Origin of the sequence: Streptomyces sp. cg35 (assembly GCF_050410835.1) — a bacterium.
Lineage (GTDB): Bacteria > Actinomycetota > Actinomycetes > Streptomycetales > Streptomycetaceae > Streptomyces.
In genome coordinates this window covers 1345231-1368104 of the sequence record NZ_CP191268.1, presented here as the reverse complement: position 1 = coordinate 1368104, position 22874 = coordinate 1345231, and the positions used below count along the sequence as shown (strand labels likewise).

Annotated in this window: 21 protein-coding genes; 17 read left to right on the top strand and 4 right to left on the bottom strand. The window is 70.7% G+C overall.

All coding sequences use genetic code 11. The features are described 5' to 3' along the window. Nucleotides 1-34: 34 nt before the first annotated feature. Together ACQUQD_RS06650 and ACQUQD_RS06645 are read left to right on the top strand one after the other, a co-directional pair. Nucleotides 35-700, top strand: coding sequence for an HdeD family acid-resistance protein (locus ACQUQD_RS06650; protein ID WP_428951014.1), 666 nt, complete (start codon nt 35-37; stop codon nt 698-700). 93 nt (nt 701-793) lie between these two features. Continuing rightward, a complete protein-coding gene (locus ACQUQD_RS06645) occupies nt 794-1336 on the top strand; it encodes an ATP-binding protein (RefSeq protein WP_428951013.1) in 543 nt (180 codons plus the stop codon). Nucleotides 1337-1339: 3 nt separating this feature from the next. Here ACQUQD_RS06645 and idi read toward each other — a convergent pair whose 3' ends face one another. The 4 genes from idi to galE all read right to left on the bottom strand — a co-directional run bounded on the left by idi (nt 1340) and on the right by galE (nt 5567). Then, complete coding sequence (gene idi / locus ACQUQD_RS06640; protein ID WP_428951012.1) at nt 1340-1933, bottom strand: isopentenyl-diphosphate Delta-isomerase; 594 nt, start codon at nt 1931-1933, stop codon at nt 1340-1342. Nucleotides 1934-2058: 125 nt separating this feature from the next. Beyond that, on the bottom strand, nt 2059-3318 hold the full coding sequence (locus ACQUQD_RS06635) for a GNAT family N-acetyltransferase (protein WP_428951011.1): 1260 nt from the start codon (nt 3316-3318) through the stop codon (nt 2059-2061). 160 nt (nt 3319-3478) lie between these two features. Then, a complete protein-coding gene (locus ACQUQD_RS06630) occupies nt 3479-4414 on the bottom strand; it encodes a cation diffusion facilitator family transporter (protein WP_428951010.1) in 936 nt (311 codons plus the stop codon). Between the two features lie 181 nt (nt 4415-4595). Beyond that, nucleotides 4596-5567 carry a UDP-glucose 4-epimerase GalE gene (gene galE / locus ACQUQD_RS06625; protein ID WP_428951009.1) on the bottom strand — a complete coding sequence of 324 codons (972 nt, stop codon included), beginning with the start codon at nt 5565-5567 and terminating at the stop codon, nt 4596-4598. Between the two features lie 265 nt (nt 5568-5832). Between galE and ACQUQD_RS06620 the strand changes: the two genes are divergently transcribed. From ACQUQD_RS06620 to ispG, 15 genes are all read left to right on the top strand, one after another. Beyond that, nucleotides 5833-7605, top strand: coding sequence for a DUF5941 domain-containing protein (locus tag ACQUQD_RS06620; protein WP_428957470.1), 1773 nt, complete (start codon nt 5833-5835; stop codon nt 7603-7605). After that, a complete protein-coding gene (locus ACQUQD_RS06615; RefSeq protein WP_428951008.1) occupies nt 7602-8354 on the top strand; it encodes a sugar phosphate nucleotidyltransferase in 753 nt (250 codons plus the stop codon). Before ACQUQD_RS06620 ends, ACQUQD_RS06615 begins: the two co-directional genes overlap by 4 nt. Further along, entirely contained in the window at nt 8342-9409 is a 1068-nt protein-coding gene (locus ACQUQD_RS06610) for an iron-containing alcohol dehydrogenase family protein (protein WP_428951007.1), read from the top strand. The genes ACQUQD_RS06615 and ACQUQD_RS06610 overlap by 13 nt, the downstream gene beginning before the upstream one ends. After that, nucleotides 9387-10166, top strand: coding sequence for a CDP-alcohol phosphatidyltransferase family protein (locus ACQUQD_RS06605; protein WP_428951006.1), 780 nt, complete (start codon nt 9387-9389; stop codon nt 10164-10166). The genes ACQUQD_RS06610 and ACQUQD_RS06605 overlap by 23 nt, the downstream gene beginning before the upstream one ends. A gap of 17 nt (nt 10167-10183) precedes the next feature. Continuing rightward, on the top strand, nt 10184-11056 hold the full coding sequence (locus ACQUQD_RS06600) for a glycosyltransferase family 2 protein (RefSeq protein WP_428957469.1): 873 nt from the start codon (nt 10184-10186) through the stop codon (nt 11054-11056). Between the two features lie 95 nt (nt 11057-11151). After that, nucleotides 11152-12099 carry an ABC transporter permease gene (locus tag ACQUQD_RS06595; RefSeq protein ID WP_428951005.1) on the top strand — a complete coding sequence of 316 codons (948 nt, stop codon included), beginning with the start codon at nt 11152-11154 and terminating at the stop codon, nt 12097-12099. After that, nucleotides 12092-12877 (top strand): ABC transporter ATP-binding protein, encoded by a 786-nt coding sequence (locus ACQUQD_RS06590; RefSeq protein ID WP_428951004.1) that lies wholly within the window; start codon nt 12092-12094, stop codon nt 12875-12877. The genes ACQUQD_RS06595 and ACQUQD_RS06590 overlap by 8 nt, the downstream gene beginning before the upstream one ends. Before the next feature lie 425 nt (nt 12878-13302). Next, nucleotides 13303-14205, top strand: coding sequence for a squalene synthase HpnC (gene hpnC / locus ACQUQD_RS06585; RefSeq protein ID WP_428957468.1), 903 nt, complete (start codon nt 13303-13305; stop codon nt 14203-14205). Beyond that, the gene (gene hpnD, locus ACQUQD_RS06580; protein ID WP_428951003.1) at nt 14202-15152 is read left to right on the top strand and encodes a presqualene diphosphate synthase HpnD; all 951 of its coding nucleotides are present in this window, start codon (nt 14202-14204) and stop codon (nt 15150-15152) included. Before hpnC ends, hpnD begins: the two co-directional genes overlap by 4 nt. A gap of 166 nt (nt 15153-15318) precedes the next feature. Beyond that, nucleotides 15319-16752, top strand: a complete 1434-nt coding sequence (hpnE, locus tag ACQUQD_RS06575; protein ID WP_428951002.1) for a hydroxysqualene dehydroxylase HpnE — start codon at nt 15319-15321, stop codon at nt 16750-16752. A 62-nt stretch (nt 16753-16814) separates the two neighbouring features. Further along, nucleotides 16815-17873, top strand: coding sequence for a polyprenyl synthetase family protein (locus ACQUQD_RS06570; RefSeq protein ID WP_428957467.1), 1059 nt, complete (start codon nt 16815-16817; stop codon nt 17871-17873). A 103-nt stretch (nt 17874-17976) separates the two neighbouring features. Beyond that, complete coding sequence (gene shc / locus ACQUQD_RS06565) at nt 17977-19986, top strand: squalene--hopene cyclase (RefSeq protein WP_428951001.1); 2010 nt, start codon at nt 17977-17979, stop codon at nt 19984-19986. Beyond that, complete coding sequence (locus ACQUQD_RS06560) at nt 19986-20654, top strand: 1-hydroxy-2-methyl-2-butenyl 4-diphosphate reductase (protein WP_428951000.1); 669 nt, start codon at nt 19986-19988, stop codon at nt 20652-20654. Before shc ends, ACQUQD_RS06560 begins: the two co-directional genes overlap by 1 nt. Nucleotides 20655-20659: 5 nt before the next feature. Then, a complete protein-coding gene (gene hpnH, locus ACQUQD_RS06555) occupies nt 20660-21682 on the top strand; it encodes an adenosyl-hopene transferase HpnH (protein ID WP_428950999.1) in 1023 nt (340 codons plus the stop codon). Nucleotides 21683-21689: 7 nt separating this feature from the next. After that, entirely contained in the window at nt 21690-22856 is a 1167-nt protein-coding gene (ispG, locus tag ACQUQD_RS06550) for a flavodoxin-dependent (E)-4-hydroxy-3-methylbut-2-enyl-diphosphate synthase (RefSeq protein ID WP_428950998.1), read from the top strand. Nucleotides 22857-22874: the final 18 nt, after the last annotated feature.

The window sequence follows — 22874 nt, the reverse complement described above, 5'->3', positions numbered from 1 at the left end:
TACGATCAAGAAGGGGTGCCGACAGGAGGCGCCGATGGCCGGACAGGACGATGAGAGCCCGCTGACGGGCAAGGTCACGACCGCGGAGGAACGCGGCCCCGCCCACCAACGCAAGAAACTCCGGCGCGGCTTCGGCTGGCTCGCCGTGCTCGGCGGCCTCCTGGTCGTCGCGGGCGTGATCGGCCTCTTCTACACGGCCTTCGCGACGTTGACCTCGATGCTGCTGTTCGGCTGGCTGCTGCTGATCGGCGGCCTCGTCGGGCTGCTGCACGCCATCCAGTCGCGGGGCAGCAACTTCTTCTGGCTCGGCGTCGTGGTCGCCGCCCTGAACCTGGCGGCGGGCATCGTCGTCATCCGCCGTCCGGAGGGCACCGCCCAGGCCCTCACCATGTTCGCCGCGCTCCTGTTCCTGACCGGAGGGGTCTTCCGGCTGGTCGGCGCCCTGGTCGTGCGCGGCCCGCAGTTCGGCTGGACCCTGGTGCAGGGCGCCTTCGGCATCCTGCTCGGCGTCCTGGTCCTCGGCAACTGGCCGGAGAGCAGCCGCTATGTCCTCGGCTGCTTCTTCTCCCTCGCGCTGCTCTTCGACGGCCTGGGCCTGCTGGCCACCGGACTGGGCGGCCGCCGGATCGTCAACCTCGTACAACAAGCTGAAGAGCCGCCGAAAACGGAACAACTGGGCCAGGATCAGTCGCCTGGCTGACCAGGTCATACGTCCACGATCAAAATCCGCCGATAGTCGCTGACTTATGGTCAGTCAACCGGTCCGGACCAGCGCGTTGCCAACACTCGAAGGGTGGTGACAATCGAGCGCAAGGGCGGCGACCGGACGATGCGTGACGACGGGTTGGAAGCGCGCCCGCGTCCTCAGGACAGTGGGGGAGCTCCCCCCGAGGCCGCCACGGGCGTGCCACTGCCGTACGAGGGGATCTGGCGGTTCACGGCGCAGGCGGTCGACGCCTCCGTGCCGCAGGCCCGGCGGGCGGTGCGCGAACTGCTCGCGCGGCAAGGGGTGCCCGCCCCCGACGACCTGGTCCACGGGCTGCTCGTGATCGTCTCCGAGCTCGTCACCAACGCGGTGAAGCACGCCGCCCTCCTCTCGCCGATGCTGGCCGTGGAGGTCGCCGTCGGCGCGGAGTGGGTGCGGGTCTCGGTGGAGGACGAGCACCCCTACCGCCCGACGGCGCTGGAGGCCACCAGCGGCCAGACCGGCGGCCGCGGCCTGCTGCTCGTGCGGGAGATCACCGCGGAGGCGGGCGGCGTCTGCGACGTCGAGCACACCGCCAGCGGGGGCAAGGTGATCTGGGCCGCCCTGCCCCTCAAACCGGCGAACGTCTGACGGCTACCAGCCCGTGGCCGGACCCGTCAGTTCCCGGACGGCGGGCCGCGCCGCGTCGAGCACGGTCATGAACCACGCCGAGAACGGGTCCTTGGCGTGCCGCTCGGCCAGCTCCGCGGCCGTCACGAACGCCGTCTCCCCGACCTCCTCGGGGTCCGGGTCCAGCGGAGCCTGCACCATCCCGACGAACAGGTGGTTGAACTCCTGCTCCACCAGACCCGACTCCGGGTCCGGGTGGTTGTAGCGCACGGTGCCGGCCTCCGCCATCAGCGACGGCGAGACGCCCAGCTCCTCGAAGGTGCGCCGGGCGGCCGCGGCGAACGGGGCCTCGCCCGGGTACGGATGCCCGCAGCAGGTGTTCGACCACACACCGGGGGAGTGGTACTTGCCGAGTGCCCGCTGCTGGAGCAGGAGCCGTCCCCGCTCGTCGAAGAGGAACACGGAGAACGCTCTGTGCAGCTGGCCCGGCGGCTGGTGGGCCGCGAGCTTCTCCGCGGTGCCGATCGTCCTGCCGCCCTCGTCGACGAGTTCCAGCAAGATCGCTTCTCCGGTGCCGTTCGACGAGCTGTTCGCCGCGGTGGCAGGTGTGGTCGGCATACCCATCCTTCGCTTCGGTCCTCGGGCCCCAAGTCTGCCGTACGAAACGGACAGCCATCCGCACTGGTGGTGCTCCGCATGTCCCGCCCGGCCGCGAAGCCGGGCGGGACCACGGCGGGCGCGGGTCAGACGCCGAACGCGGCAGGGTAGGCGATCGTGCCCCGCGGGACCTGCCGGGAACCGCCACCGGCCCCCAGGTCGAGGGCCATCATCGCCTCGTCGGGCACCTCGAAGGCGGGCCTGATGCCGTACGCGGAGGCGGGCGTGAACCCGAACCTCGGGTAGTAGGCGGGGTCCCCGAGAACGAGCACGATTCCCTCCCCGTGCGCCCGGGCCGCCTCCAGCACCGCGCGTACGACGGCCGAACCGGCGCCCACGCGCTGGTACTCCGGAAGTACGGCCACCGGTGCGAGCGCCGCCGCGGGCGCGCCGTCCACCGTGCAGCGGGTGATCAGCGCGTACGCGGCGACCGTGCCGTCCGGTGCCTCGGCGACGTACGACAGGCCCTCCAGCCAGGCGCCCCGGTCGGCCCGCAGGGCGTCCACGAGGTCGGCCTCGGCCGCGGTCGGGAAGGCGGCGGCGCTGACGGCGTGCACGGCCTCCCGGTCGCCGTCCGTCTCCGGCCGTGTCGGCCAGGCGGCCGCGGGCCGCAGCGCATAGCCCGTGTATCCGTACTCGCTGCCGTGCTCGCGCCGCATCGCCAGCTCCGCCCGCGTGCCGGCGAGCGCCTCGGCCATACCGGGCCGCTGTGGATCGGCGGCGTCGGCCCGCTCGGCGAGCGGCTCGTAGTACTCGTCCCAGTCGGACTCGGGCTGCCGGTGCACACCGAGCACGGAGTACCCGGCGGTCGTGCAGGCCCGCAGGTTCCCCTCGGTCGTCCGCAGCTTGTAGTGCTCCTCCCAGAAGGCGCGGGCCGCGGGGGAGGGGGTGTACGTCGTCCACTCGCACTCGGTGAGGACGAGCGCGCCGCCCGGCGCGAGCAGCCGCCGCCACCGCGCGAGCGCGGTGGCGAAGCCGATGCTGTAGGCCGAGCTCTCGGCCCAGATCAGGTCGAACGAGCCGTCCGCGTAAGGGAGTTCGCCCATGTCAGCCGAGACGGCGTGCACCCGGTCGGCGAGCCCGCGCGTGTGCGCCGCGGCCCGCAGCTCGTCGAGGAAGGGCTCGTGCAGGTCCACGGCCGTCACCTCGCCGCCGGTCTCCGCGGCGAGCAGCAGCGCGGAGCGGCCCGGACCGCAGCCCAGGTCGAGGACGCGGGGCCGGGCGGGCAGTTCGCCCACGAGGGAGAGGAGACGCCGTGTGGTGGCGTCGGAGCCGGGGCCCTGCCGGGGCAGCCCGTGGTGCAGGGCGAAGAAGGAATCGCGTACGACGTTGCTGTTGTCGGTCAACGTAGAACCCTTGAGTGAAGGGGCCTCGCTCAGGCGACGGCCCGGGAGATGGGGATGCACCTGTCGCTGCGCACGGCAGCGGTCACCGCGACGACAGTCATCAACCCACCTCCTCAAAGATCGATGGCCACGCTAGCACGGAGGGTCACCGAGCGGGGGTTCAGTGGCAGAGCTTCGCCTCGTGCTCCGCATGTCCGGTGGGCTCCAGCTGGAACGTGCAGTGCTCGACGTCGAAGTGGTCGCCGAGGCAGCCCTGCAGCTCGTGCAGCATCTTCTCGTTGCCGATCGCGCTGAGCACGTCCGGACTGACGACCACGTGCGCGGAGAGCACCGGCATGCCCGAGGTGATCGTCCAGGCATGCAGGTCGTGGACGTCCTCCACGCCCGACAGCGCCAGTATGTGGGACCGCACCTGGGCCATGTCGACGCCCTTGGGAGCCGACTCCAGCAGCACGTTCAGGGTCTCGCGCAGCAGCTTCACCGTACGCGGCACGATCATGAGCCCGATCAGGATCGACGCGATCGGGTCGGCGGCCTGCCAGCCCGTGGTCAGGATGATCACGGCCGAGACCAGCACCGCCAGCGAGCCGAGCGCGTCGGCCGCCACCTCCAGGAAGGCACCGCGCACGTTCAGGCTCTCCTGCTGGCCCTTCACCAGGAGGGACAGCGAGATCATGTTCGCCACCAGGCCGATGAGGCCGTAGACGATCGTCAGACCGCCCGCCGTCTCGGCCGGCTCCATGAAGCGCTGGATCGCCTCGTACAGGACGTAGCCGCCGACGCCCAGCAGGAGCAGGCAGTTGGCGAGCGCGGCGAGGATCTCGGCGCGCGCGTAGCCGAAGGTGCGCTGATCGCTGGCCGGGCGGTTGGCGAAGTGGATCGCGAGCAGGGCCATCGCGAGGCCGAGCGCGTCCGTGGCCATGTGGGCAGCGTCCGCGATCAGGGCGAGCGAGTCGGCCGCGAGGCCGCCGACGATCTCCACCACCATCACGGTCAGCGTGATCGAGAGCGCGATGCGCAGCCGTCCCCTGTGAGCGGCGGCGGCCGTCCCGGTCGTCGGCCCGTGGCTGTGCCCGTGGTCGTGTCCGGCCCCCATGGAAACCGCCCTCCGTATCCGCTCGCCGTGCCGCACCGGTCCGGGGCGGCGATCACAGTGAACTACGGGTAGGGGGTATCCGCAAACACTGCAGTGAACACCGTTGTCATGTGCCCTGACCTGCGGAAACGTTCTCCCGGTAGGGGCGGGGCATGTCCGCAGGTCAGAGGACCGGCACGCTTCACTCGGGGTGCCGCAGCCGCCATCCGGCCCAGGCCGACTCGACCATCTCGCGCACGGTGCGCCGCGCCGTCCAGCCGAGCTCCTTCTCGGCCCGCGCCGAGGAGCCGACCGCGCGCGGCGCGTCACCGGGGCGACGCGGCTCGACGAGCGCGGGCGTGGAGTTCCCGGTGACGTCCGCGATCACGTCGACGAGCTCGCGCACCGAGACACCCTGGCCCGTGCCGATGTTGAGGGTCAGGTCACCGCTCGCGTCGGGCAGCGCCAGCCGGCGGGCCGCCGCCAGATGCGCCTCGGCGAGGTCGGCGACGTGGATGTAGTCACGTACGCACGTGCCGTCCGGCGTCGGGTAGTCGTCGCCGAAGATCCGCGGGGCCTCGCCGCGGGTGAGCCGGTCGAAGACCATCGGGATCACGTTGAAGACGCCGGTGTCCGCGAGCAGGGGCTCGGCGGCGCCCGCCACGTTGAAGTAGCGCAGGCACACCGTCGCCATGCCGTGCGCGTGCCCGGCCGCCCGCACCAGCCACTCGCCCGCCAGCTTCGTCTCGCCGTACGGGTTCACGGGAGCACACGGCGTGGACTCCGTGATGAGGTCGGTGTCGGGGTTGCCGTAGACCGCCGCGGACGACGAGAACACGAACCGGCGCACACCCGCCGCCGCGACGGTCTCCAGGAGCGTGGCGAGTCCGCCCACGTTGTCCCGGTAGTACGGCTCGGGCTTCTCGACCGATTCACCGACCTGCTTGTGCGCGGCGAGGTGCACGACACCGGTGACGTCGTGCTCGGCGCAGACCCGGCGCACCAGGTCGGCGTCCAGGACCGAGCCGCGCACCAGCGGGATCTGTGCGGGCAGCCGGTCCGGCACCCCCGACGTCACGTTGTCGAGGACGACGACGCGCTCCCCGGCGCCCGCCATCGCCCGTGCCACGTGTGCCCCGATGTATCCGGCTCCGCCGGTGATCAGCCATGTCATGACGCACCACCCTAAGCCGGTCGCGGACGCCCTCGGGTTTGTGGCCCGGGGCCTTGATCGACAATGATGAACGGGCGGCCTGGCCTACGCAGACCGTGTGGGACAGGGGCCAATCGGGCCGTAAACGGGCGGTGAACGTCCACTTCTCATCATCCGATAGCCTCTGCCGACATGCCGCCCGGCCACCCCTAGGGACTGCGCTCCGGGCGCCTCCACCGTGCATGAGCCCGGCGCCCTCGCGTCGGCACCCAAGGAGTGAGTTCGTCTGTCGACCGCCATCGTCACCGGCCAGCCGGTTCCCGGGTCGTCCCTGGAGGGCGATCTGCGGGCGCTCGGCTTCGACGTGCGACTCGCCCCGGACGTCGCGGACGCCGCAGCGGCACTCGCCACCGCCCCCGCGGACCAGCGGGTCGCCGTCGTCGACGCCGGCTTCGTGGGCCATGTCCACGCCCTGCGCCTCGGCCTCACCGACCCCCGCTTCCCCGTGTCCGCGATCCCCGGCGCCGTCACCGCGCAGCCCGCGGCCCGCGAGGCCCTGCACCGCGCGGTCGGGGAGACGGGCATCGCGCCCGACGCCACGGCCAAGAGCCTGGAAGCGGCCGGCACCGATGTGCACCGCCCCGAGCTCGGCGAACTCGTCGCCGCGGTGCCCGCCGACCCGCAGGCCCGCAACGAGGCCCGGCAGGCCGTCGCCGCCGTCGACGACGAGGCGATCCGGCTGCGTACCGCGGTCAAGGCCCGGGACGGCTTCTTCACCACGTACTGCATCAGCCCGTACTCCCGCTACATCGCGCGCTGGTGCGCCCGTCGCGGACTGACCCCGAACCAGGTCACCACCGCGTCGCTGCTCACCGCCCTGATCGCGGCGGGCTGCGCGGCCACCGGCACGCGCCCCGGCTTCGTCGCCGCGGGCCTGCTGCTCCTCTTCTCCTTCGTCCTGGACTGCACCGACGGGCAGCTCGCCCGCTACTCGCTGCAGTACTCGACGCTCGGCGCCTGGCTCGACGCGACCTTCGACCGCGCCAAGGAGTACGCGTACTACGCGGGCCTCGCGCTCGGCGCGGCCCACGCGAACGGCGATGACGTCTGGGCCCTCGCGCTCGGCGCGATGGTCCTCCAGACCTGCCGCCACGTCGTCGACTTCTCCTTCAACGAGGCGAACCACGACGCGACCGCCAACACCAGCCCCACCGCCGCCCTCTCCGACAAGCTCGACAGCGTCGGATGGACGGTCTGGCTGCGCCGGATGATAGTGCTGCCGATCGGCGAGCGCTGGGCGCTGATCGCGGTCCTCACGGCGCTGACCACCCCGCGCATCACCTTCTACGTCCTGCTCGTGGGCTGCGCGCTCGCCGCCTGCTACACGACGGCCGGCCGGGTGCTGCGCTCCCTGACCCGCAGGGCGCGCCGCACCCCGCGCGCCGCCCAGGCACTGGCCGACCTGGCCGACGCGGGCCTGCTGCGGGGCATCACCGTCCGCAAGCTGCGCGGCGGGGGGTACACCGCCCCGCTGCTGGCCCTCCTCGGCGCCGCGATCCTTGTGATCATTGCCACCGTCGAGGACTTCGGCTCCTGGAGTGTCGTCGCCGGCGCCACCGCCTACGTGATCCTCGCCGACGTGGCCGTCAGCGGACCCCTCACAGGCGCTCTGGACTGGCTCGTTCCACCGATCTTCCGCGCCGCCGAGTACGGCACGATCCTGCTGCTCGCGGCCAAGGCGGACGTGAACGGAGCCTTGCCCGCGGCTTTCGGGCTGGTGGCGGCGGTCGCCTACCATCACTACGACACGGTGTACCGCATCCGCGGTGGCACCGGAGCACCCCCGCGCCGGCTGGTGCACGCGATCGGCGGGCACGAGACCAGAACGCTCGTGGTCACCGTGCTGGCCGCGCTGCTCACCGACACGGATTTCACCGTCGCGCTCACGGTCCTCGCCGTGTTCGTGGCACTCGTGGTGCTCGCCGAGAGCATCCGCTTCTGGGTCGCCTCCGCTCGACGTGGAGCACCCGCCGTACACGATGAAGGAGAACCCGCATGATCGGCCTCGTCCTGGCCGCCGGCGCCGGCAGCCGGCTCCGCCCCTACACCGAGACGCTTCCCAAGGCGCTCGTGCCTGTCGTGGGCGAGGGAACCGAGAACGAGCTCTCCGTCCTCGACCTGACCCTCAAGAACTTCGCCGAGATCGGCCTCACCGAGGTCGGCATCATCGTCGGCTACCGCAAGGAGGTCGTCTACGAGCGCAAGGCCGCGCTCGAGGCGAAGTACGGCCTGAAGCTGACGCTGATCGAGAACGACGTGGCCGAGAAGTGGAACAACGCCTACTCCCTGTGGTGCGGTCGTGACGCCATCAAGCACTCGGTGATCCTCGCCAACGGCGACACCGTGCACCCGGTCTCCGTCGAGAAGACCCTGCTGGCCGCCCGCGGCGACGGCAAGAAGATCATCCTCGCCCTGGACACGGTGAAGAACCTGGGCGACGAGGAGATGAAGGTCATCGTCGACCCCGAGAAGGGCGTCCAGCGCATCACGAAGCTGATGGACCCCGCCGAGGCGACCGGCGAGTACATCGGCGTCACCCTCATCGAGGGCGAGGCGGCCGAGGAGCTCGCCGACGCGCTGAAGGCCACGTACGAGCGCGACCCGCAGCTGTACTACGAGGACGGCTACCAGGAGCTCGTCAACCGCGGCTTCAAGGTCGACGTCGCGCCCATCGGTGACGTCGCGTGGGTCGAGATCGACAACCACGAGGACCTCGCCAAGGGACGTGAGATCGCGTGCCAGTACTGACGAGGCTCATTCCCTCGCCGGTCGTCGTCGACATCCGGCGAGGGGCGCTCAACGACCTCGCCGGGGTCCTCGCCGACCAGAGGATCTCGTCGTCCCAGGGCTGTCTGGCCATCGCGATCAGCGGTGGATCGGGCGCCGCCCTGCGCGCCCGCCTGGAACCCTCGCTGCCCAGCGCCGAGTGGTTCGAGGTCGGCGGCGGCACCCTCGATGACGCCATCAAGCTCGCCGACGACATCAAGAAGACGGGCCGCTTCGACGCCGTCGTCGGCCTCGGTGGCGGCAAGATCATCGACTGCGCCAAGTTCGCCGCGGCGCGTGTGGGCCTGCCGCTGGTCGCCGTCGCGACGAACCTGTCGCACGACGGCCTGTGCTCGCCCGTCGCGACCCTCGACAACGACGCGGGCCGCGGCTCGTACGGTGTGCCGAACCCGATCGCCGTCGTCATCGACCTCGACGTCATCCGTGAGGCGCCGGTCCGCTTCGTGCGCTCCGGCATCGGCGACGCCCTGTCCAACATCTCCGCGGTCGCGGACTGGGAGCTCGCCGCCCGCGAGCGCGGCGAGGACATCGACGGACTGGCCGCCGCCATGGCCCGGCAGGCCGGCGAGGCCGTGCTGCGCCACCCCGGCGGCGTCGGCGACGACGGTTTCCTCCAGGTGCTGGCCGAGGGCCTGGTCCTCACCGGCATCGCCATGTCGGTCTCCGGCGACTCGCGGCCCGCCTCCGGCGCCTGCCACGAGATCAACCACGCCTTCGACCTCCTCTACCCCAAGCGCGCCGCCAGCCACGGCGAGCAGTGCGGCCTGGGCGCGGCCTTCGCGATGCACCTGCGCGGTGCCCACGAGGAGTCCGCGTACATGACCGAGGTGCTGCGCCGGCACGGCCTGCCGGTGCTGCCGGAGGAGATCGGCTTCACCGTGGACGAGTTCGTGAAGGTCGTGGAGTTCGCTCCGCAGACCCGACCGGGCCGCTACACGATCCTCGAACACCTCGACCTCTCCACCGACCAGATCAGGGACGCCTACGCCGACTATGCAAAAGCCATCGGTAGCTGAGCTCCGCCCGGTCGTTCACCCCGCGGGCGTGAAGGACCGGCGCAGCGGTGAGCACTGGGGCGGACGGCTCTACATGCGCGAGATCTCGCTGCGTGTGGACCGCCACCTGGTGAACACCAAGGTCACGCCCAACCAGCTGACCTACCTGATGACCGTCTGCGGCGTCCTCGCGGCCCCGGCCCTGCTCGTACCGGGCATCTGGGGCGCGGTCCTCGGCGTCGTCGCGGTCCAGCTGTACCTGCTGCTCGACTGCGTCGACGGCGAGATCGCCCGGTGGCGCAAGCAGTACTCGCTCACCGGCGTCTGGATGGACCGCGTCGGCGCGTACCTGACCGACGCCGCCGTGCTGGTCGGCTTCGGTCTGCGCGCCGCCGATCTGTGGGGCTCCGGCCGCATCGACTGGCTGTGGGCCTTCCTCGGCACCCTCGCCGCGCTCGGCGCCATCCTGATCAAGGCCGAGACGGACCTGGTCGGGGTGTCCCGCGCCCAGAGCGGCCGGGAGCAGGTCAAGGAGTCCGCGTCCGAGATCCGCGGCTCGGGCATGGCGCTGGCCCGCAAGGCCGCCGCCGCGCTCAAGTTCCACCGCCTCATCCTGGGCATCGAGGCGTCCCTGCTGATCCTGGTCCTCGCGATCGTGGACCAGATCCGGGGCGACCTGTTCTTCACGCGCCTGGGCGTGGCCGTCCTGGCGGGCATCGCGCTCCTCCAGACCGTGCTCCACCTCGTGTCCATCCTCGCTTCGAGCAGGCTCAAGTGAGCGCCCCGGGAGAGCAGTTGAAGGTCGGCGCGGTCGTCATCACGATGGGCAACCGCCCGGCCGAGCTGCGCGCGCTGCTCGACTCGGTCGCCAAGCAGGACGGCGACCCCGTCGAGGTGGTCGTGGTCGGCAACGGCTCACCGGTCCCGGACGTCCCCGCGGGCGTACGGACCGTGGAGCTGCCCGAGAACCTCGGCATCCCCGGCGGACGCAACGTCGGCATCGAGGCATTCGGGCCCTCTGGCTCCGACGTCGACATCCTGCTCTTCCTCGACGACGACGGCCTGCTGCCGCTGACCGACACGGCCGAGCTGTGCCGCCAGGCCTTCGCCGCCGACCCGGAGCTGGGCATCATCAGCTTCCGCATCGCGGACCCGGACACCGGCGAGACCCAGCGCCGTCACGTCCCGCGGCTGCGCGCCGCCGACCCGATGCGCTCCTCGCGCGTGACGACCTTCCTCGGTGGCGCCAACGCCTGCCGGACGCGGGTCATCGCGGAGGTCGGCGGGCTGCCCGACGAGTTCTTCTACGCCCACGAGGAGACCGACCTCGCCTGGCGTGCCCTCGACGCGGGCTGGCTGATCGACTACCGCGCGGACATGGTGCTGCACCACCCGACGACGGCTCCGTCCCGGCACGCGGTCTACCACCGCATGGTGGCCCGCAACCGCGTCTGGCTCGCCCGCCGCAACCTGCCCGCGCTGCTGGTCCCGGTCTACCTCGGTGTCTGGCTGCTCCTCACCCTCGCCCGTCGTCCCTCGGGCCCGGCCCTGAAGGCCTGGCTCGGCGGATTCAAGGAGGGCTGGACGACGCCCTGCGGACCCAGGCGTCCTATGAAGTGGCGCACGGTGTGGCGCTTGACCCGACTGGGCCGACCTCCTGTCATCTGACAAGCTCGAGTCTGAGAGCATGCGGGCCTACCCACGGTCCCTGCTCCCGCCCATGCCCGATCAGGCTGTGCTTTTGAAGACGAAAGTTCCCCCTTGTGAGTGAGACAACGCATGACGGGCCGGTCGCCGTGAGCGCGGCCCCGTCCCCCGACGACGGGCTCTCCCCGGCCGAGCTCGCCGCCAAGTACGGCTTGTCCGTCAGCGGAGCCCGTCCCGGTCTGTTCGAGTACGTACGACAGCTGTGGAGCCGGCGCCACTTCATCATCGCCTTCTCCCAGGCGAAGCTGACCGCCCAGTACAGCCAGGCGAAGCTCGGCCAGGTCTGGCAGGTGGCGACGCCGCTGCTGAACGCGGCGGTGTACTTCTTCATCTTCGGGCTGCTGCTCGGCGCGAGGAAGGGCATCCCGCACGACATCTACGTGCCGTTCCTGGTGACGGGCGTCTTCGTCTTCACGTTCACGCAGAGCTCGGTCATGGCGGGTGTACGGGCGATCTCCGGCAACCTCGGCCTGGTGCGCGCGCTGCACTTCCCGCGGGCCTCGCTGCCGATCTCCTTCGCGCTCCAGCAGCTCCAGCAGCTGCTGTTCTCGATGATCGTGCTCGTCGTGATCATGCTCGGGTTCGGGATCTTCCCGGCGCTGTCGTGGCTGCTGGTGCTGCCGGCCCTGGTGCTCCAGTTCGCCTTCAACACGGGCCTCGCGCTGATCTTCGCCAGGATGGGCAGCAAGACGCCCGACCTCGCGCAGCTGATGCCGTTCGTCATGCGCACGTGGATGTACGCGTCCGGCGTCATGTTCAGCATCCCGGCGATGCTGGCGGGCAAGGAGAGCGTGCCCAGCTGGGTCGGCGAAGTGCTGCAGTGGAACCCGGCGGCCATCTACATGGACCTGATCCGCTTCGCCTTCATGGGTGGGCACGGGTACACCGACGACGAGTACCTGCCTCCGCACGTGTGGGGCTTCGCCCTCGGCTGGGCCGTCCTGTTCGCCGTGGTCGGCTTCGTCTACTTCTGGAAGGCAGAGGAGAGGTACGGCCGTGGCTGATCTCGACAAGACGACCGATGCCCGCATCCCGACGGTCATCGCCGACGAGCTGCACATCGTGTACCGCGTCAACGGCGCCAGGACCGGCAAGGGCAGCGCCACCTCCGCGCTGAGCCGGATACTCAAGCGCGGTGAGGAGCGCGGCGTCCGCAAGGTGCACGCCGTGCGCGGCGTCTCCTTCACCTCCTACCGCGGCGAGGCCATCGGCCTGATCGGCTCGAACGGGTCGGGCAAGTCGACGCTGCTGCGGGCCATCGCCGGCCTGCTGCCCGCGGAGAAGGGCAAGGTCTACACCGACGGCCAGCCCTCGCTGCTCGGCGTGAACGCGGCGCTGATGAACGACCTGACGGGCGAGCGCAACGTCATCCTCGGCGGCCTGGCCATGGGCATGTCCCGCGAGGAGATCAAGGCGCGCTACCAGGAGATCGTCGACTTCTCGGGCATCAACGAGAAGGGCGACTTCATCACCCTGCCGATGCGGACGTACTCGTCCGGCATGGCGGCCCGCCTGCGCTTCTCCATCGCGGCCGCCAAGGACCACGACGTGCTGATGATCGACGAGGCCCTGGCCACGGGCGACCGGAAGTTCCAGAAGCGCTCCGAGGCCCGCATCCGCGAGCTGCGCAAGGAGGCCGGCACGGTCTTCCTGGTGAGTCACAACAACAAGTCCATCCGTGACACCTGTGACCGCGTTCTGTGGCTGGAGCGCGGGGAGCTGCGTATGGACGGTCCGACGGCCGAGGTACTCAAGGAGTACGAGAAGTTCACGGGTAAGTAACCGCCCGGCTTTCCGACCGCGTCATAACAGGCCCCACCGGAATCCAACCGGTGGGGCCTCTGATGTTCATGTAGATGCCAACTACTTCCCGATCAAGGTCAAGGGTGGGTCAACTTCCTTGCCAGTAAGGAATCTTGGCGTCAATCGGTGTGTTGTTGTGATGCGCGGAACACCCCGCCGTGGCGGTCATCGTTGTACAACGTAAGCTGTACCGGTGCTTATGCGCGGCAAGTGGGGCGATAATGCGCGATGTCCTGGTCCGATAGGGAAGGTCGGTCGCGCGGACGGCCGGGCGGCGTGTCCGAAATAGGATGTATTAGTCCGCAGTGTAGAACGGGAGATGTGACGGCAATGGTTACGGGAAATCTCCAGGTCCACGAGGCTTTCGCCGTCGTTCCGGAAGCGGACCGCACCCGGTGAGCGCACTGTCCCGTGTGCGCCCGGTGCCCCCGCAGGGCCCGGAGAGCGCCACCTTGGACAAGGCCGCCGACGAGAACTTCCCGGTGGCCCCGTTCTTCCTGCCCCGCGCCTGGCGCGACGACCTGATGGCCGTGTACGGGTACGCGCGCCTGGTCGACGACATCGGCGACGGTGACCTCGCGCCGGGCGGCGCCGACGCCCGATTCCTCGGCGTCTCACCCGAACGGGCCGACGACCGCCTCGCGATGCTGGACGCCTTCGAGGCCGACCTGCGCCGCGTCTTCGACGCGACGCCCCGGCACCCGCTGCTGCGCGCCCTGCAGCCCACCGTCCGGCGCCGCTCGCTCACCCCCGAACCGTTCGTCGGCCTCATCGAGGCCAACCGCCAGGACCAGCTCGTCACGCGCTACGAGACGTACGACGACCTCCTCGCCTACTGCGAGCTGTCCGCCAACCCGGTCGGCCGCCTCGTCCTCGCCCTCACCGGCACCGCGACCCCCGAGCGCATCCGCCGCTCGGACGCGGTCTGCACGGGACTGCAGATCGTCGAACATCTGCAGGATGTCGCCGAGGATCTGGCGCGCGACCGCATCTATCTTCCCGCCGAAGACATGAAACGGTTCCACGTCCAGGAGTCGGATCTCGCCGCGCCGACCGCAGGCGCAGCGGTGCGCGCCCTGGTCGCGTTCGAAGCGGAACGCGCCCTCCGGCTCTTGAATGAAGGCACCCCCCTCGTGGGTAGCGTCCACGGCAGATTGAAGCTGCTGCTGGCCGGGTTCGTGGCTGGGGGGAAGGCGGCGGTCCACGCGATCACCGCCGTTTCGTACGACGTCCTTACCGGACCGCCCAAACCCACCAAGCTCCAGCTGCTGCGCGAGGTGGGAGCGACTCTGCGAGGAGAGGGGTGAGCAAAACCGTGGAGTCTGACCAGCAGGTGTCGGCACCGGTGCTCGCCGCATACAGCTACTGCGAGACCGTCACCGGGCAGCAGGCCCGTAACTTCGCCTACGGCATCCGGCTGCTGCCGACCGCGAAGCGGCGCGCCATGTCGGCGGTGTACGCGTTCTCGCGTCGCGTCGACGACATCGGCGACGGCACGCTGGCGCCGGACGTGAAGGCGCAGCGGCTCGACGAGACCCGGGCGCTGCTCGGCCGGGTCCGCGACGGCAAGGTCGACGAGGATGACACCGATCCGGTGGCCGTCGCGCTCGCGCACGCCGCCGACCGGTTCCCGATCCCGCTCGGCGGGCTCGACGAGCTCATCGACGGTGTCCTGATGGACCTGCGCGGCGAGACCTATGAGACCTGGGACGACCTGAAGGTGTACTGCCGGTGCGTCGCAGGCGCCATCGGACGGGTCTCCCTCGGCGTGTTCGGGACCGAAGCGGGGGCGCGGGGCGCCGAGCGCGCGCCCGAGTACGCCGACACGCTCGGGCTCGCACTCCAACTGACCAACATCCTCCGGGACGTTCGCGAGGACGCCGCCGACGGGCGGACCTATCTGCCCGCCGACGATCTGGCCAAGTTCGGCTGCTCGGCCGGGTTCGACGGTCCGGTGCCGCCCGCCGGTTCGGACTTCGCCGGGCTGGTGCACTTCGAAGTGCGTCGCGCCCGCGCCCTGTTCGCCGAGGGCTACCGCCTCCTGCCTCTGCTCGACCGGCGCTCCGGTGCCTGCGTCGCCGCCATGGCCGGGATCTACCGCCGCCTGCTCGACCGCATCGAGCGCGAGCCGGAGGCCGTGCTGCGCGGCCGGGTCTCGCTGCCCGGCCACGAGAAGGCGTACGTCGCCGTGCGCGGCCTGTCCGGCCTCGACGCCCGCACCGTCTCCCGGACCGCGCTCAGGAGGCGCGCCTGATGGGCATTCCGGTGCTCCCTGTCGCCTCCGCCGCGAAGTGGCGCGCAACCCTCCGGGGCGGCGCGGCGTCCCTGCATGCAACGACCTGCCGAGCGTTCGTCACACCCGTCGAACCCCGCCGCACGCTGGTCGTACGCACCGCCGGCACCACTGAGGGAGAGGGCGCATGAGCACCGGCAACACGGCATCGGAAGCGCTCGACGCGGACTCCGCCGCGCCGGAACGCAGGCCCGTCGCGGTGGTCGTCGGCGGCGGGCTCGCAGGGATCACCGCGGCGCTCGCGCTCGCCGACGGCGGCATGGACGTCACGCTTCTCGAAGGGCGGCCCCGCCTCGGCGGCCTGGCCTTCTCCTTCAAGCGCGGCGACCTCACCGTCGACAACGGCCAGCACGTGTACCTGCGCTGCTGCACCGCCTACCGCTGGTTCCTGGACCGCATCGACGCCACGCCGCTCGCGCCCGTGCAGGAACGTCTCGACGTGCCCGTGCTCGACGCCGACCGGAACCGGCTCGGTCGGCTGCGGCGCACCGCCCTGCCCGTACCGCTGCACCTGGCGAAGAGCCTCGCCACCTACCCGCACCTGTCGCTGGCCGAGCGCGCCAACGTGGGACGGGCCGCTCTCGCCCTCAAGGGCCTCGACCCCGCGGATCCGGCGCTCGACAAGCAGGACTTCGGCTCCTGGCTGGCGGAGCACGGTCAGTCGCAGCGGGCCATCGAGGCGCTGTGGGACCTGGTCGGCGTCGCGACCCTGAACGCGGTCGCGGGCGAGTCCTCGCTGGGGCTTGCCGCCATGGTGTTCAGGACCGGGCTGCTGTCCGACCCCGGCGCCGCCGACATCGGCTGGGCCCGGGTGCCCCTCGGTGAACTCCACGACACCCTCGCCCGCAAGGCGCTCGACTCCGCGGGCGTACGCACCGAACTCCGTACACGCGTCACCTCCATCTCGCCTATGGAGAACGGGCGTTGGAGTATCGAGGTTCCCGAGGCACCCGACACTTCCGGCCAGATTCTCGAGGCCGACACCGTCGTGCTCGCCGTGCCGCAGCGCGAGACGTACGACCTGCTGCCCAAGGGCGCGCTGGACGACGCCGACCGGCTCCTCGACATCGGCACCGCGCCGATCCTCAACCTGCACGTCGTGTACGACCGCAAGGTCCTCAAGCAGCCGTTCTTCACCGCGCTCGGTTCCCCGGTCCAGTGGGTCTTCGACCGCACGGAGGCCTCGGGACTCACCGAGGGCCAGTACCTCGCCGTGTCCCAGTCGGCCGCCCAGGACGAGATCGACGAGCCCGTCGCCGCGCTGCGCGAGCGCTACCTGCCCGAGCTGGAGCGGCTGCTGCCCGCCGCGCGCGGCGCGACGGTGCGCGACTTCTTCGTCACCCGGGAGCGGACGGCGACCTTCGCGCCGGCCCCCGGCGTCGGCGCCCTGCGGCCCACGGCCCGCACCAATGCCCCCGGCCTCTACCTGGCCGGCGCGTGGACCGCCACCGGGTGGCCCGCGACCATGGAAAGCGCAGTCCGCAGCGGCACGAGCGCCGCGGACGCGGCGCTCGCCGCCCTCGGCCGCCCGCGCGGCCATCTGTTCCGGGAGGCGGCGTGAGCATCGAAACACCCACGGCAGCAACGCCGACATCGGTAAATCAAGGAGAGACTGTGCCACCTGTGCCCTCGGCCGAACAGGCTGCCGACGCGGTGGACGTGACCGCGCTTCTGGAGCGCGGCCGAACCCTGGCCACGCCGGTGCTCAAGGCGGCCGTGGACCGCCTCGCGCCGCCCATGGACACCGTCGCCGCCTACCACTTCGGCTGGATCGACGCCGAGGGCAACCCCTCGGACGGTGACGGCGGCAAGGCCGTGCGCCCCGCGCTCGCCGTCCTCTCCGCGCAGGCCGCGGGCGCCGCGCCCGAGATCGGCGTGCCCGGTGCCGTGGCCGTCGAGCTCGTGCACAACTTCTCGCTCCTGCACGACGACCTGATGGACGGGGACGAGCAGCGCCGCCACCGCGACACCGTGTGGAAGGTGCACGGCCCGGCCCAGGCCATCCTCGTCGGTGACGCCCTGTTCGCCCTCGCCAACGAGGTGCTCCTGGAGATCGCGTCGGTCGACGCCGGCCGCGCCACCCGCCGTCTCACCACCGCCACCCGGGCCCTCATCGACGGCCAGGCGCAGGACATCTCCTACGAACACCGCGAGCGCGTCAGTGTCGAGGAGTGCCTGGAGATGGAGGGCAACAAGACCGGCGCCCTGCTCGCCTGCGCCTCCTCCATCGGCGCGGTCCTCGGCGGCGCCGACGACGTCACCGCCGACGCCCTGGAGAAGTACGGCTACCACCTGGGCCTCGCCTTCCAGGCCGTCGACGACCTGCTCGGCATCTGGGGCGACCCCGAGTCCACCGGCAAGCAGACCTGGAGCGATCTGCGCCAGCGCAAGAAGTCGCTGCCCGTCGTCGCCGCGCTCGCCGCGGGCGGCCCGGCCTCCGAGCGGCTCGGTGAGCTCCTCGCCGCGGACGCCAAGAACAACGACTTCGACAACTTCTCCGAGGCGGAGTTCGCCGCCCGCGCCGCCCTCATCGAGGAGGCCGGCGGGCGCGAGTGGACCGCCCAGGAGGCCCGGCGCCAGCACACCGTCGCCCTCGAAGCCCTGGACACGGTCCAGATGCCAGCCACGGTGCGCGCACAGTTCGCGGCGCTCGCCGACTTCGTCGTCGTACGAAAGAGATGATCACTATCGGCCGCATATGACTCGCAGTCGCCGGCCGGTGTCCCGCCAGGGCATCGGCCGACGGTTACCCAGCAGAGAAGAGCCACTGCACGAAGGGATAGCCATGACAGCGACGACCGACGGAAGCACCGGAGCCGTGACTCCCGAGGCGACCTCGGCCACCACTGCCCCCCAGTCCGACACGACCCCCGAGGCGGCCGGGACACACAGCGCCGCCGACCGAGCCATACAACGCGCCACGGACTTCCTGCTCGCCCGGCAGGACGCCCAGGGCTGGTGGAAGGGCGACCTCGACACGAACGTGACGATGGACGCCGAGGACCTGCTGCTGCGCCAGTTCCTGGGGATCCGCGACCAGGCCACCACCGACGCCGCCGCCCTCTTCATCCGTGGGGAGCAGCGCGAGGACGGCACCTGGGCCACCTTCTACGGCGGACCCGGCGAACTCTCCACCACCATCGAGGCGTACGTCGCCCTGCGGCTCGCGGGCGACCGTCCGGACGACCCGCACATGGCCAAGGCGTCCGCCTGGGTCCGCGAACGCGGCGGCATCGCGGCGAGCCGCGTCTTCACCCGGATCTGGCTGGCCCTGTTCGGCTGGTGGAAGTGGGACGACCTCCCCGAACTCCCGCCCGAGCTCATCTACTTCCCGAAGTGGATGCCGCTCAACATCTACGACTTCGGATGCTGGGCGCGGCAGACCATCGTGCCGCTCACCATCGTGTCCGCGAAGCGCCCGGTGCGCCCCGCCCCGTTCCCGCTGGACGAGCTGCACACCGACGCGCGCAACCCGAACCCGGCCAAGCCCCTTGCCTCGGTGGCCAGTTGGGACGGAGCCTTCCAGCGGCTCGACAAGATCATGCACGGCTACCACAAGGTGGCCCTGAAGAGACTGCGCAAGGCCGCGATGAACTCCGCGGCCCGCTGGATCATCGAGCGGCAGGAGAACGACGGCTGCTGGGGCGGCATCCAGCCGCCCGCGGTGTACTCCGTCATCGCCCTGCACCTGCTCGGCTACGACCTCGAACACCCGGTCCTCAAGGCAGGGTTGGAGTCGCTCGACCGGTTCGCCGTGTGGCGCGAGGACGGGGCCCGGATGATCGAGGCCTGCCAGTCCCCGGTGTGGGACACCTGTCTGGCGACGATCGCCCTCGCCGACGCCGGGCTGCCCGCCGACCATCCGAGCCTCGTCAAGGCCGTGACGTGGATGATGGACGAGCAGATCGACCGGCCGGGCGACTGGTCGGTGCGCAAGCCCCAAGTGGAGCCCGGCGGCTGGGCGTTCGAGTTCCACAACGACAACTACCCCGACATCGACGACACCGCCGAGGTCGTGCTCGCGCTGCGCCGCGTGGACCACCCGGACAAGGCGCGGGTCGAGAAGTCCATCGAGCGCGGGGTGCGCTGGAACCTCGGGATGCAGTCGAAGAACGGGGCGTGGGGCGCCTTCGACGTCGACAACACCAGCCCGTTCCCCAACCGGCTGCCGTTCTGCGACTTCGGCGAGGTCATCGACCCGCCGTCCGCCGACGTCACCGGGCACGTCGTCGAGATGCTCGCCATCGAGGGCAGGTCGAACGACCCGCGCACCCGGCGCGGCATCGAGTGGCTGCTCGCCGAACAGGAGGCGAACGGCGCCTGGTTCGGCCGCTGGGGCGTCAACTACGTATACGGCACAGGGTCGGTGGTGCCCGCGCTGACCGCAGCCGGACTGCCCGCCTCGCACCCCGCGATCCGGCGGGCCGTCAGCTGGCTCGAATCCGTCCAGAACGACGACGGCGGCTGGGGCGAGGACCTGCGCTCGTACCGCTACGAGGACTGGAAGGGCCACGGGGTCTCCACCGCCTCCCAGACCGCCTGGGCGCTGATGGCGCTGCTCGCGGCCGGGGAGCGGGACTCCAAGGCGGTCGAGCGGGGCATCGAGTTCCTCGCCGACACCCAGACGGAGGACGGCACCTGGGAGGAGCCGTACTTCACCGGGACCGGCTTCCCCTGGGACTTCTCGATCAACTATCACCTGTACCGGCAGGTCTTCCCGCTGACCGCGCTGGGCCGGTACGTGCACGGCGAGCCGTTCGCCGACCGGGCCGCCACCGCGGCCAAGGGAAGCTGATGACCGGGGACCCGGCGGCCACCCGCCCGCCGGAGACCATGCCGCTGCTCGTCGCGTGCGCGCTGGGCATCGAGCACGTCGCCCTGCGCACCGGCAGCCGCGCCGGGGCGACCGCGCCCGTGAAAGTGCTGCGGACGGGCATGGGACCCAAGGCCGCCGAACGGACCATGACGCGCGCCCTCGGTGACATCGCCCTCCGCGACGCCGCCGTGGTCGCCACCGGCTTCTGTGCCGGGCTCGCGCCCGGGATGCACCCCGGTGACCTGGTCGTGGCCGAGGAGACCCGCGACGCGTACGGGCACACGCCGTGCGCGGGCACGGACCTGCTGGTCAAGGAGCTGGTCAAGGCCGTACCCGGCCGCACCGTGCACACCGGTCCGCTCACCGGATCCGACCATGTGGTGCGCGGACACGAACGCGGCGACCTGCTCGCGACCGGCGCGGTCGCGGTCGACATGGAGTCCGCGGCGACCCTGCGCACGGCCGCGGCGGCCGCCGGGCCCGACGGCCGTCCGGTTGCGGCCGTCCGGGTGGTCGTCGACGCTCCAGAACATGAACTCGTCCGGATCGGCACAGTTCGCGGTGGACTATCGGCTTTCCGTGTCCTTCGTGCCGTCCTTCCTGCTTTTTTCGAATGGCACCGTTCTTTGCTGCTCCCTCGGAGGTGAGCCAGATGGCCATGCCGCTCCGTCAGTCCATCAAGGTTGCGACGTATCTCGCTGAACAGAAGATCCGCAAGCGGGACAAGTTTCCGCTCATTGTCGAATTGGAGCCGCTTTTCGCCTGCAACCTGAAATGTGAGGGCTGCGGCAAGATCCAGCACCCGGCCGGGGTGCTCAAGCAGCGCATGCCCGTCGCGCAGGCCGTGGGTGCCGTCCTCGAGTCCGGCGCCCCGATGGTGTCCATCGCCGGCGGCGAGCCGCTGATGCACCCTCAGATCGACGAGATCGTCCGGCAGTTGGTCGCCAAGAAGAAGTACGTCTTCCTCTGCACCAACGCGATGCTGCTGCGCAAGAAGATGGACAGGTTCACGCCGTCGCCGTACTTCGCGTTCACCGTGCACATCGACGGCATGCGCGAGCGCCACGACGAATCCGTCGCCAAGGAAGGCGTGTTCGACGAGGCGGTCGCGGCGATCAAGGAGGCCAAGCGGCGCGGCTTCCGGGTCACCACGAACTCGACCTTCTTCAACACGGACACCCCGCAGAACATCATCGAGGTGCTCAACTACCTCAACGACGACCTCTCGGTCGACGAGATGATGATCTCGCCCGCGTACGCCTACGAGAAGGCCCCCGACCAGGAGCACTTCCTCGGCGTCACGCAGACCCGCGAGCTGTTCAAGAAGGCCTTCGCGGGCGGCAACCGCCGACGCTGGCGGCTCAACCACTCGCCCCTGTTCCTCGACTTCCTCGAGGGCAAGGTCGACTTCCCGTGCACCGCGTGGGCCATCCCGAACTACTCGCTCTTCGGCTGGCAGAAGCCCTGCTACCTGATGAGCGACGGGTACGTGCCGACGTACCGGGAGCTCATCGAGAAGACCGACTGGGACGCCTACGGCCGAGGCAAGGACCCGCGCTGCGCCAACTGCATGGCGCACTGCGGCTACGAGCCGACCGCCGTCCTCGCCACCATGGGCTCCCTCAAGGAGTCCCTGCGCGCGATGACCGAGACCGTCGCCGGGAATCGTGGGTGACCACGCCATGAAATCCGGAGAGCCTGTCTCACTGGGCCTCCCCGAGGTACCGGTCCGGCCCCTCGCCGAACGGCGCGTCAGCCGTCGGATCCAGGTCGGACCGGTACCCGTGGGAGGCGGCGCGCCCGTGTCCGTGCAGTCGATGACGACGACACGGACCTCGGACATCGGGGCCACGCTGCAGCAGATCGCCGAACTGACCGCCTCCGGCTGCCAGATCGTGCGGGTGGCGTGCCCCACGCAGGACGACGCGGACGCCCTCGCGACCATCGCGCGGAAGTCGCAGATCCCGGTGATCGCGGACATCCACTTCCAGCCGAAGTACGTGTTCGCCGCGATCGACGCCGGATGCGCGGCGGTCCGGGTGAACCCGGGCAACATCAAGAAGTTCGACGACCAGGTGAAGCAGATCGCGCGGGCCGCCTCGGACGCCGGCACCCCGATCCGCATCGGGGTCAACGCCGGGTCGCTCGACAGACGACTGCTGCAGAAGTACGGGAAGGCGACGCCGGAAGCGCTCGTCGAGTCGGCGCTGTGGGAGGCGTCGCTCTTCGAGGAGCACGGGTTCCGCGACATCAAGATCTCGGTCAAGCACAACGACCCGGTCGTGATGGTGAACGCGTACCGGCAGCTCGCCGCCGCGTCCGACTACCCGCTGCACCTCGGCGTGACCGAGGCCGGCCCCGCCTTCCAGGGCACGATCAAGTCCGCGGTCGCCTTCGGGGCGCTGCTCTCCGAGGGCATCGGCGACACCATCCGCGTCTCGCTGTCCGCGCCGCCCGCCGAGGAGGTGAAGGTCGGCATCCAGATCCTGGAGTCGCTGGGCCTGCGGCAGCGGCGCCTGGAGATCGTGTCCTGCCCTTCGTGCGGGCGGGCCCAGGTCGACGTGTACAAGCTCGCCGACGAGGTGAGCGCCGGGCTCGACGGCATGGAGGTGCCTCTGCGGGTGGCCGTCATGGGGTGTGTCGTGAACGGTCCCGGCGAGGCGCGCGAGGCCGATCTCGGCGTCGCGTCCGGCAATGGCAAGGGGCAGATCTTCGTCAAGGGCGAGGTCATCAAGACCGTGCCCGAGTCGAAGATCGTGGAGACGCTCATCGACGAGGCGATGAAGATCGCCGAGCAGATGGAGCAGGACGGCGTCGCGTCGGGTGCGCCCGACGTCACCGTGAGCTGAGGTCTTGAGTTCGAACGG